3 protein-coding genes and 1 pseudogene are annotated in these 12,456 nt (G+C 27.6%); all 4 read left to right on the forward strand.

Features of this window, described 5'->3' with window-relative positions; all coding sequences use genetic code 11:
* Nucleotides 1-286 (forward strand): hypothetical protein (locus HMPREF1871_RS06260; RefSeq protein ID WP_407919977.1); only part of this gene is annotated, 286 nt, incomplete at its 5' end.
* 230 nt (nucleotides 287-516) lie between these two features.
* Nucleotides 517-2,118: a CTP synthase gene (locus HMPREF1871_RS02520; RefSeq protein WP_066129676.1), complete on the forward strand. Its 1,602-nt coding sequence runs from the start codon at nucleotides 517-519 to the stop codon at nucleotides 2,116-2,118.
* Between the two features lie 275 nt (nucleotides 2,119-2,393).
* Entirely contained in the window at nucleotides 2,394-8,075 is a 5,682-nt protein-coding gene (locus tag HMPREF1871_RS02525; RefSeq protein WP_066129679.1) for a Cna B-type domain-containing protein, read from the forward strand.
* Nucleotides 8,076-8,406: 331 nt separating this feature from the next.
* Nucleotides 8,407-12,456, forward strand: a pseudogene (locus HMPREF1871_RS02530) (NEAT domain-containing protein); the annotation flags it as partial.

The raw sequence follows: 12,456 nt of genomic DNA on the forward strand, positions 1-12,456 counted from the left end.
TAAAGAAAAAGCTCTAAAAGAAATAGAAGAGTCTAATTTATCAGAAAAAGATAAAGAAAAATATTTAAAACAAATACAAAACGCTAAAACACAAAAAGAAATAGAAAAAATATTAAAAAAAGCACTAAAAGAAGAGCAAAAAGCAGACAAAAAAATAAACAGCAACAAGGAAGCAAAACAAAATCCAGCTAAATTAGCAAGTACAGGATTAAGTACGCAATCTTCAACATTTATAGCAACAATACTTGCAATGATAGCAATCTTCTTGAGAAGAAGAAACAAATAATTTTTTAATTAAGAAAAGGCAAAGAAAATCTTGATAGAACTTTGCCTTTTGTCTATTTTAAAAAAATAAAAAGAAAAATTATTTCTCATTAAGGTTTAAATTGAATGAAATTAAAAAAAATGTTAGAATAAAAGTTAAAGTAAAAAAAGGTATTACTTATTTTTAACATTTAAAAAGAAAATTTATAAAAAACAAAAAAACAATAAAAAAATTAATTTTAGGAGGGCTAGATGAGTAAATTTATTTTTATTACAGGAGGAGTAGTTTCTGGTATCGGCAAGGGGATAGTAGGAGCCAGTATAGGACGACTTTTGAAAGACAGAGGTGTAAGTGTCTTTATGCAAAAATTTGACCCTTATATAAATGTAGACCCTGGAACTATGAGTCCATATCAACATGGGGAAGTATTTGTCACAAAAGATGGGGCAGAAACAGACCTTGATCTAGGACATTATGAAAGATTTATAGATGAAGAACTAACTCAAAGAAGTAATGTCACTACTGGAAGAATATATAGTGAAGTTATTCAAAAAGAAAGACGTGGTGACTATAATGGTTCTACAGTGCAGGTAATACCTCATATTACTGATAGAATAAAAGGGTATGTCTATAAAGCAGCAGAAGAAAGTAAGGCAGATGTTATAATAACAGAAATTGGAGGAACTGTAGGAGATATAGAATCTTTACCATTTATTGAAGCTATAAGACAAATACATTCTGAAAATAAAGATGATGTGCTATTTATCCACACTACATTAGTTCCAAAAGTTCCGGGCTCAAATGAATTAAAAACAAAACCAACTCAGCACTCATTCAAACAACTAATGAGTCAAGGAATAAAAGCAAATATCATTGTAGTTAGAAGCAGTGAAACAATTTCCGAAGAAATAAAAAATAAAATAAGTTTATTCTGTGACGTTCCTAAAAACGCTATTGTTCAATCAGAAAATGTTGACGTAATTTATGAAGTCCCAGTAAAATTACATGAACAAGGATTAGATGACTATGTTATAGAAAAATTACAATTAAAAGCTAAAAAATCTGACAGTAATTGGGCAAATATGCTACGTTCTGTTAAAGATGCAAAAGAAACATTAGAAGTAGGTTTAATAGGAAAATATGTAAAACTTCATGATGCGTATTTATCAGTATCACAAGCACTAATTGACGCATCTTATAAAAATGGATATAAATTAAATATACATTGGATAAACTCTCAGGAAATAACAGAAGAAAATGTATCAGAGAAATTATCAGGACTTGACGGGATAATAGTACCCGGAGGATTTGGTTCTAGAGGCGTAGAAGGAATGATAATAACAAGTAAATACTCTAGAGAAAATAATATTCCATATTTTGGTATTTGCTTTGGAATGCAAATAGCTATAATTGATATAGCAAGAAATGTTTGCAAACTAGAAGGGGCAGACTCAACTGAAAAAAATGAATACACAAAATATCCTGTAATTTCTTTAATGGAAGATCAATTTGATGTAAAAAATATTGGTGGAACATTAAGATTAGGAAACTATGATTGTAAGTTAAAAGAAAATACAAAAGCAAGAAAACTTTATAATGAAGAATTTATAAAAGAAAGACATAGACATAGATACGAATTTAACAACAAATTTAGAAAAGAATTAGAACAAGCAGGAGTAGTTTTCTCTGGAATAAACCCTGAATTAGACCTTGTAGAAATAATTGAATATAATAATTCAGATTACTTTGTAGCTTGTCAGTTCCATCCAGAGTTTAAATCACGACCTAATAAAGTTCATCCATTGTTTGATGGATTTATAAAAGCGTCTATTAAAAATAAAAAAAGTAAATAAATTATAGATTTTAATTATAATTCTTTTATAAAATAATAAATGATAAATTAATATCAATAATAGTTATACTTAAATAATATTTATTTTTCTAAAATTTGAAAAAAAGAGATTCATAAAAAAATAGTAAATTATTTTACTGTTTTTTTTTTTTTTTGAGCTTTCTATAGACAATAATATAATATATGTTACAATTATATTTAGTATATAACAATTTTATTATTAAAAATTAAAAAAATAAATTAATAAAATACAATTTTATATTTTGTGAGGTGGATATGAAAAACATATTAAAAAAAATAATTATTTTTTCATTATTGATAGTATTTACTTTAGCTAGTGTAACCCCATTTAAAATGGTTAATGCTAATAAGGTAACGCCGTCTGAAGGGAAAGTAATAACTAATGAAGTAAGTAGTAAGGAAAATTCTGCTGAAAAACCAGTTCTTAAGGAAGGAGTATTGGAGAAAGAAAAACTTCCTTTAAAAGAAAAGGCAGAAGAAAATAAAAACAATGTAGTAGGTAGTGATAGAGCAAATGCTGATACATCTACTAACAAAGTTGATTTAAAAATAGCAAGATTAACAGAAAAAGGAATAGAACCATTACCAGAAGAATGGTATACAGAACAAGAAGTAGATAGTGTAGTTGATGTTGACGTATCTGGTAATAGCTATAAAATAGACAATCCTTATATTCAGTTAAAAATACCCAAAATAGAAAAAATAAAAGATGTTCGTTTTGTAGACTCTCAAACTGGAGAAACTGAAAGAGGGGAAGATGAAAACTATAAATATGTAAAATATAAATACTCTACTTTAACTGGAGGAACTCATGCAAGTTATCAATTCTTTTTTAAGATTGATGGACATTTTGCAAAAAATAATGATTCTATAAACGTAGAAGTAGTTTTATATGATGGAGATGGCAAAGAAATAACAAAAGATACTCATACTTACAAGGTAAAAACAGTTGATTTTGAAGTTTATTCAAGTTGGCAAAATAAAGACGATATGGAGTATACTAAATTTGACTCTACTTCTAATGGCCATACAAGCACTGTAAAAGGATTAACAGAAAAAGATAGTGACACAAGGACAGCTCCTAATACTAAGCAATATGCTAATATTTTTGCTTCAGTCTATCCTAAAAAAATAGAGGGATTAAATGGAAGTTATGGAATGGAATATCCAAAAAATCTGAAGTTTGTCTTTACATATCCTGATGAAACAGAAGGATTTATATGTGCTCAAAATGATAAAACGGATCCTAGAAGAGAAGATAGATGGGACTGGTGGGGATCGCCTAGACCAGATGCCAAAAAATTTAAAATTAATAAAAATGTATGTGAGTATATTGTAGATGCACCTACATTCGATAGACATTTAGGATATCTTTCAAACGACCGTTACGCAACAGCTTTTACTTCTGTAGCTTTGGCAGACAAAGTAGTATTAAATAAAGATTTAGAAGTAAAAATTGATATTTATAAAAATGTTGATGAAAATGGCCAAAACGGAGAGCTTATAGGAAGTAGAGTAGAAAAATTCAACTTTATACCTGCCCCTTTTTCAAAAAATGGAAATTTCGGCTATATAAAAAGAAGTTACGCTGATTACGATTTTGAAGATTTTGGTTATCTTTATAGTTCAGATTATCATTATTTAAATGGAGATATTTTTAAAGGTGATAAAAAAATGAATGATATAGGTATCCCTATAATAGACAAAATAAGTAATAGTAACAATGGTTCTGGAAGAAATAATAAATATTCCGGAGGGGATGTAACTAAAGTAAAAGAAATATACACTAAGCTTGATAGTGAGGGGACATACTTTAAAAATATAAAATTAAAAGTAGGTCACAATAACAATGGAAATCCTAATAATGATAAAAATAAAGAGCAAATGATTGCCTCTATAGATAAAGGAACTAAGCTATATGGAATAGCAAAAGATGGAAGTGAAACATTAATAAAGGATAATGTTAAACATGATGAAGTAGTTGAAATAGATGATACTACTAGAAAATATCAAGAATTGGTATTTAAATTTAAAGAACCCGTAGTTTTAGACAATACAGTTATCTATACATATGAAAGAATTTGGTTTGTAGATGATGAAATGACTAAATTCAAAGATTTAAAAGATAAAACTTTAAGATATGATAATACTTTAGCTGTAAGTACTTATGATGAAAAAGAGCAAAAAACTATAAAAGGTGACTATACTGGTAAAGATGATTATTCATACATAAATGTAATATCTCTTCATCCAAGGGTAAATGAAGTTATAAGAGATCCATTTGTTAAAGAGTTTGAAGCAACAGGACTTTTTGATTATGTCATAGGACCTAATATGCCTGAAATATATCATGATAGATCGACTTATGGGAATATGAAGGAAATAAAAAATGTTTCTATAATAACTCTTATTCCTAGTGGTTTTGAATATACAGGGAAATATGAAAGAAGAGAAAATTCGGTAGATGGAAGAGATCCTTCTTGGAATGATAAGGTGAAAGATCCAATAATTACTACAGTAGAAAATTATAAAGGGACTGGAAAAACTGCAATTATAGCTAAATATGGAGATGTTCCTATAGAAAAATGTTACCCTATTAATTTAAAATTGAAAGCAACTAAAAATGTAAAAAGAGGTGCTAATACTTTTGTAAATTATATGACTTATGATAATAATGAGTTTTTAGTTCCATATAATGACACAGACAAAAATGAAAATAACTATGTAGATGAGTTAGACCTTGATGATGATGGAAACACAAAAGAAATTTTCATGAAAAAAGAAACAACCGTAACTTATGTGCCGCCATTAGAACTTATAAACAACAATAGTGTAGGACACGAGGGGATTTCTGACGTTACACAAATAACAGCTGATTTAGGGTATGAAGTTAATCATAAAATTAATTTGTTCAATAATTCAATAAAAGATGTAGACAAGTTATCTATTATAGATGTTTTACCTTATAAAGAAGACCACAGTATTACCCCAAATGATGAAGGCAAATATGTAAAAAGAGGTTCTACTTTTTCAACTTACTTAACTTCTTCTTTAGAAGAAGCTAACCCAACACTTAAAGACAAATTAGACTTTTTCTACCAATTAGAAGAACAAGGAGAAGATCTAGCAAGTGTAAGAGATGGGAAATGGGTAAAAAAAGATGAAGTAGCTGACTTTAAAAAGGTAAAATCAATAAAAGCCGTTCTAAAAAAAGGTCAAATTCTAAAATCAAAAGAATCCATAGAAATAATTTTACCTGCTAACTTACCTAAAGATACAGATTTAGATGAAAAAACATCTAAAGCATTTAACTCTGCAGCATTTAGTGTAGACGATATAAATTATACTGAAGGTAATAAAACACAAATAGATTTTAAAAAATACTTAGTAAGTGGAGTCGCATACTATGATTTAAACGAAAATGGCAAATATGATGAAGGGGATGTCCCATTAAGAAATATAGATGTAACAATCTTAAATAAAAAAGATGGGTCAGTAGCACAAGATTTTAATAAAAAAGAATTAACAGTAAAAACTGATGACAACGGTGGATATAAAATTCCTATTTACAAGCGAGGAGATTACCTTGTCAAATTCACAAAAACAAAACATCAGATATTTAGCACTAAAGAAACTGAAAATGAGCAAAAAGGTAATTCTATAATTGTTAACACTATTAAAGATGATGTAGCTAAAACAAAAGATTTTACTCTTTCTCCAGTAAAAAAAGAAGAAGTAAAAAATGTAGCCACTACGCCAATATATGGAAAAATAGACCTTGAAAAATATTCACAAGATGAAAAACAAGGTGATTCTAAAAAAGCATTATCTGGCGTTGAATTTGCTCTTAAAAACAAAGATGGTAGTGATGTAACTAATTTCAAATATGAAACAATAGGAAATGTAACTACAGATAAAGATGGGAAAACTAGCTTTTTACTTGTTCCTTATGGAGATTATATTATAAAAGAAGTAAAAACAAATGAAGCTTATGAACTTTCTAAAGAAGAATATCCTATAACTGTAACAGGAGAAAAAGATGGTAAAAATAGTAAGGTAGTTACCCGCCAAATAGACAACAAACTTAAAAAAATATCTATAAATATAGAAAAAGACTGGCAAGATGAAAAAGGAGAGGAAATAACTCCACCAACTGATAAAGTAGAAGTAGAGTTACTTAGAGATAATGAGTTAGTAGAAACAAAAGAATTAACAAAAGAAAAAGATTTCAAATTGACAGTAGATAATTTACAAAAAACTGACTCTACTACTGGAAAAGACTACACATACACAGTTAGAGAAAAAGGAATAGATGATAAAAATGAAATAAAAATAAATGATATTTGGTATAAATCGATTTCTTCAGGTGAACAAGAAACTGGACTAAAAATAACAAATAAAAAAGTTGCTTTATGGACAGAAATGGTACCTGCCAAAACAAGTTATAAAGTAGAAAAAGATTGGCAAGGAATAAGTAAAAAAGCAGTCGAAAATGAAAAAATATTAGTAAAATTATATAAAAATGGAAACCCAACAAATCAAACAAAAGAATTAACAAAAGAAAATGATTTTAAAGCTACTTTTGAAGATTTAAATGATACAGATTTTAAAAAAGATAATCAAAAAAATATTTATAGCGTAAAAGAAATTGACAATCAAGGAAATGCTATAGAGGATAATTCCAAAATAAAAATAGCAGATAAAGAATATAAAGTAACCTATCAAAAAGGGAAAATAACAAACACTCTAATAAACGAAAAAATAAAAGTAACGGCCCAAAAACAGTGGCAAGATGAAGAAAACAGAGATGGAATAAGACCAGAAAAAATAAAAGTAAAATTACTAGCAAATGGGAAACCAACAGGACAAGAAATTCTAGTAACAAAAGACATGGAGAAAGCTTTTGAATTTGATAACCTTGATACTTATGATAATGATGGGGAAAAAATAAAATATACTGTCGAAGAAGAAGTTCCAGCAGGATATAAATCAGAAGTAACTGGAACACAAAAAGAAGGATTTAAAATAACAAACACACACGAAGTAGAAAAAGTAAATATAGCTGTAGAAAAACAGTGGAAAGATGTAGATAAACAAAAAGGGAAAAAACCAGAAAAAATAAAAGTAAAACTACTAGCAAACGGAAAAGAAACGGACCAAGAAATAACTTTAGAAAAAGATAAAGAATACAAAGCAGAATTTAAAAATCTTAACGCAAAAGAAAAAGGTCAAGAAATAGAATACATGGTCAAAGAAGAAGTGCCAGCAGGATATAAATCAGAAGTAACTGGAACACAAAAAGAAGGGTTTAAAATAATAAATACATATTCTCCAGAAAAAGTTTCTATATCAACTAAATTTAAAAAAATAATCGAAGGCGAACCAACTCAAAAAGATAAATTCAAATTTAAATTTACACCAGTAGAAAAATCTAATCCAATGCCTGAAAAAGAAAAATCAGGACAAAAAATAATAGATATTGAAGGAGCAGGAGAAAAAGAATTAGGAAAAATTGAATTTAAATATCCTGGGGTATATAGTTACAAATTAGAAGAAATAAATGAAAATAATAAAGAAATAGAATATGACAAATCTATATACACAATTACATATAATGTAACAGATAAAAATGGAAAATTGAAAGTTGAAACTAACTTAAAAAAAGATAAAGAAGAAGTTAAAGAAATTATATTTAGAAATAAATATAAACAAAAAAATCAAGTGCCAAATAATGAAAATGAAAATAAAAAACCAGTTGGCAATGCAAAAGAAGAGAATAAGAAAGGAGATAGCAAAGAAGAAATAGGATTCAAAAATGAAAAAAATAAAGAGCAAAAAGGGATATTGACAAAAACAGGTGTTGAAAATACTATTAATACTGCATTAATATCTACTTTGATAGCTTTAGGGCTATTAATAAGAAAAAAATATAAATAATAAAAAAGGCAGGAGATAAAAATCTTTTGCCTTTTTTTAAAAAAACTTAAAATAATAAATTTTTTAATAAAATAAACTTTCTTATTATAGAAATAAAATTTTAAAAAAGAGATAGATTATAAAAAAATATAAAATAAAGCTTCTAGGTATTTGAAATATAAGATTTTTTAAAAAAAATGGCTGATTTAAAAACAAAGAAAAGAGAAAAAAGAATTTATAAATTAAAGAAAAAAATTATACTATAGATTATTGTTTAAATATAAAAAAAATGGTAGAATAAAGAAGAATTTGATAACAATTATCAATTGATTAAAATGATTAAGGAGATATTATGAAAAAAAGTAGAATTATAGCAGTAGGAGTAGCTTCTGCACTTCTTTTGAGTGTGGGAGGTCAGGTAAAACCTCTTTATACTTCTCATGCTTTAGAAAAAAATTCAACAGAAAGTGCAAGTGAACAAAAACTTGATATTAACAATTTAAAAAATGGAGAATATAGCCTAGATGTAGAATTTAAACATGCTTATGCAGAAGGGCAAAAAAGCATGGCTGATGGGGCAGTAGATAAAGAAAAAACTCGCCTTATAGTGAAAGATGGACAGTACAAAGTAAGACTGTCGTTTAAACCACTACAAATAGGAGCATCAAGAGGGTACTTAGGTAACTTAAGTTATTATGATAAAGATAGTCAACTTAAAGACTGTGATGTAGTTGAATGGTATAGCGAAAATGACAAAGACAACTTTATGGACGTATATAAACAAAAATACGCGAGTAGAACAGCATATCCAAAAGTTTTAGAATTTCCTATAGATAAAAGCAAAATATCACAAAACAAAAAATTAGAAACAAAATTACAAGTATTTGTTCCAGTAATGGAATCTTTGGGAAAATCACAAGGAGAACAAGATACAAAACCAGTATTTGATTTTTCTACTTTAAAAGTTATAAGTTTAGAAAGTGGTAAAAAAGAAGATAAAAAAGAAGAAAAAGCTAATGGAAATGTTAATTTAACAGTTACTGATGGTTCTTTGGTATCTCCTCAAATAAGAAGAGCATTAGATAAATACGCTGAAGTAGTAACAAAAGAAGGAAAAAGATATTTAAAAGTTAGATATTATAGCAAATTAGAAAAAACTATGGGAAGTGGGTCTAGTAAACACACCTATAATGACGGCTTGCAAGAATTATACTACGCATATAAAGACACAAAACCTACTTTAAAAAATTTAAATGGTGTAATTAAAGTAGATGGAGGAAAAGTAGTAGAAAGCGGCATTGTTAATGGTGACAAATATGAAATCACAGAAGTTCAGGTGCCGCTAGAAAATAGTGATGAAGTGTATCTTTTTGCTAAAATCATTGCAGGGCCTAGAGATACTTCAAGACTTGTTTCAGCAAAAGTAGATTTTAAAAATACTGAAATAAAAAAAGAAGAAAAAATAGAAGCTCCAAAACTTATAAATATTACTCAATTTTCAGGAACAATTCCAAAAACAAGTGAAATAAAAGATTCTCAATTTGATTTTGAAAACAATGGAATAAATTACTCTCCATTTGGGCAATCACTATCAGGAGATAAATTCAAAAGTGATGACGGGCGTTTTGCAATAGAAATGGAATTTCATAGAAAATCATTGCAAGAAACAGACACTAGATACATAAAATATACTTTAGATGGAACTGAACCTACTAAAGATTCAAAAACAGCAACAATAGGTTTCCAAAATAAACCAAAATTCTCAAAAGAAGAAAAATTTTATTCAATAAATATCACCCCAAAAGATGATTTGAAAAACTTTTCTAAAGAAGGTGGAGAATTTACAGTAAAAGTTAAAGCATTTAACTCTGACTACACAAAATCTAGCGAAACTTTAAGCTACAAAATACCTTATACAAAATACTCTATAGATGAAATAAAAAAAGAGGTACAATTCAAAAATAACAATATAAAATCTATTTTAAAATCAAATAATAACTATCTATTAAATGAAGATACTAAATATGATTTTTCTGAAATTACAGGAGATATAGTAAAAACAGACATAGATAAAAAAATCAAAGAATTAGGACTTAACAACGCTTCGACATACAAATTAGAAATAACTGACAAAAATGCTAAATTCACTCCACAAATATTTAAAGGATTTGATGCAAATGTAAATAACTCATTCCTTACATTCACATTAGATGGAGTAGGGAAACTGACAAATAATAAAGATTATGAAGTATACATGTATGAAAAAGGTGGTTTAAAACAAATTCCATCGGCACATATCGGAAACAAATTAAATATTGATATAAATACCGACACAAGTTATCTAATAATAGCCGAAAGCAAAGAAAATAAAAACAAGTTGCCTGAAATTGCTAAGAAAAAATTAGAAGATAAAGTTCAAGAAATTAAAACTAAAAAAGATAAGTACCCTGCATCAGAATTAAAAACAAGATTAGAATCAGCATTAGATGAAGCAGAAAAACATTTAACAAGTAGAGTGTTAAGTAAAAATATTCTTTATTTAACTAGAGATTATAATAAATTGTCAGAATTAGAAGAAAAAATAATAAAAGGTGAAGCAAAAGTAGACCAAGATTTTATTAATAAAAAAGCTGACAAATTAGGAGAAGTTGTCGGGTCTGATTTGTTAAAAAATATTTTAACAAAAGAAAAATTAAACAAGTTAAATTCTCTTAATGGTAAATTAAAAGCGAAAAAAAATACTGAAAATTTAACTAATTTAACAAATGAATTAGATTCATTAGAATATAAATACCCTACACAAGAAATAGATTATCAAATAAGAAGATATGATAACGACCAGCTTCAATCTATGGCTAATGGTGTTTTTGATGACAAAGGTAAATTAATTTTTGCAGAAGATAAAACATATTTAGAATTAAATACTCACACTATGCAAGTAGGACCTATAAGAGCTCACTTACTAGAATTAGAAGTATTTAAAGCAGATGTAGACAAAGAAAAATTAAAAACTAATGTTACAAACTTCTTTGAAGATATAGGACTAAGTAACAAAATAGAAATGTTTGGCAAAAAAATACTTGTTGAACTAGATAAAGACATAACTCAAAAATCATACAATATTCGTGTGGACAATGACGGAATGCCGGGAGCAAAACCAATTGCAAAATTGGTGTTAACAGGTGAAATAAACAGAGAAGAAGCAGTAAAAAAACAAGAAGAAAAAAGGCATCTTCAAGAAGCAAAAGTAAATGCTAAAAAAGAAATAATAAAACTATCTGCACTATCACAAGCTACCCAAAACGAATATAAAGGTAAAATAGATAAAGCAGAAAACGAAAAAAATCTAAAAGAAATTCTGCAACAAGCAAAAGCAGAAAATGAAAAAGAAAAAATAGAAGTAGAAAAATTAAGACCAAACATTAAAAAAGAAATCGAAGAATTAACAGACTTAAAACAAGCAGATAAAGAAACTTATCTTAATAGAGTGAAAAATGCTAAATCACAAGTAGCTTTAAATCAAATTTTATCTCAAGCAAAAGCAGATAATCAAAAAGAAAAAGAAAGAAAAGAAAAACTTGAATCAAAAAAAGCAAGTGCCTTAACACAACTAGCTAAAGAAACTAGATTATCTAATGAACAAACACAAGCCTTTACTAAAGCAATAAAAGAATCTAAAACAGAAGAAGAATTAAAAGAATATGAAGAAGCTATTAAAGGTAGTGTAAAAGCAAACGAAAAAAATCTTGATTTTAAAAACTTAAAAGATGGAGTTTATAAAGTAGGAAGTGCAATCTATAAAGCAGGAAGTGAAGGGGAACTATCTGCCTCTAGTGGAGCTCTTGAAGCTGATAAAACTCGCTTAATTGTTAAAGATGGTAAATATAAAGTGCATCTTTCATTTAAACCTATAACATTGTATGGTTTAACAGGATATTTAGGAAACTTAAAATACGACAAAAACGGCTTTACTATGGATATGACAGATATAGCATTAAAAGGCAGATTAAATCAAGCTGATATAGTTTCATGGTATGGCGAAAACGAAATTGACAATAGCTTTGATATTTATAAAAAATATTTTAGTGATAGAAAAGCTTATCCAAAAGAAATAGAATACCCTATAGATAAAACAAAATTATTAGTTACTAATAAAATAAAAACAACTGTAGAATTCTTTACTCCTACAATGGCAATGTGGGGAGATGAAAATTTCGCTTTCCAATATGCAACTTTAGAATATAATTTCAATACATTAGAAATAGAAAAATTAGATGAAAATTCTTCTCCAGCTCCTACGCCAGATGTAACGCCTACTCCAGCTCCAGATGTTACACCTACGCCAGATGTAACGCCAACACCGGCTCCAGAAGTAAAATCAGGCTGGGAAAAAGATGAAAAA

Origin of the sequence: Gemelliphila asaccharolytica, from assembly GCF_001553005.1 — a bacterium.
In the GTDB taxonomy this organism is placed as follows: Bacteria; Bacillota; Bacilli; order Staphylococcales; family Gemellaceae; genus Gemelliphila; species Gemelliphila asaccharolytica.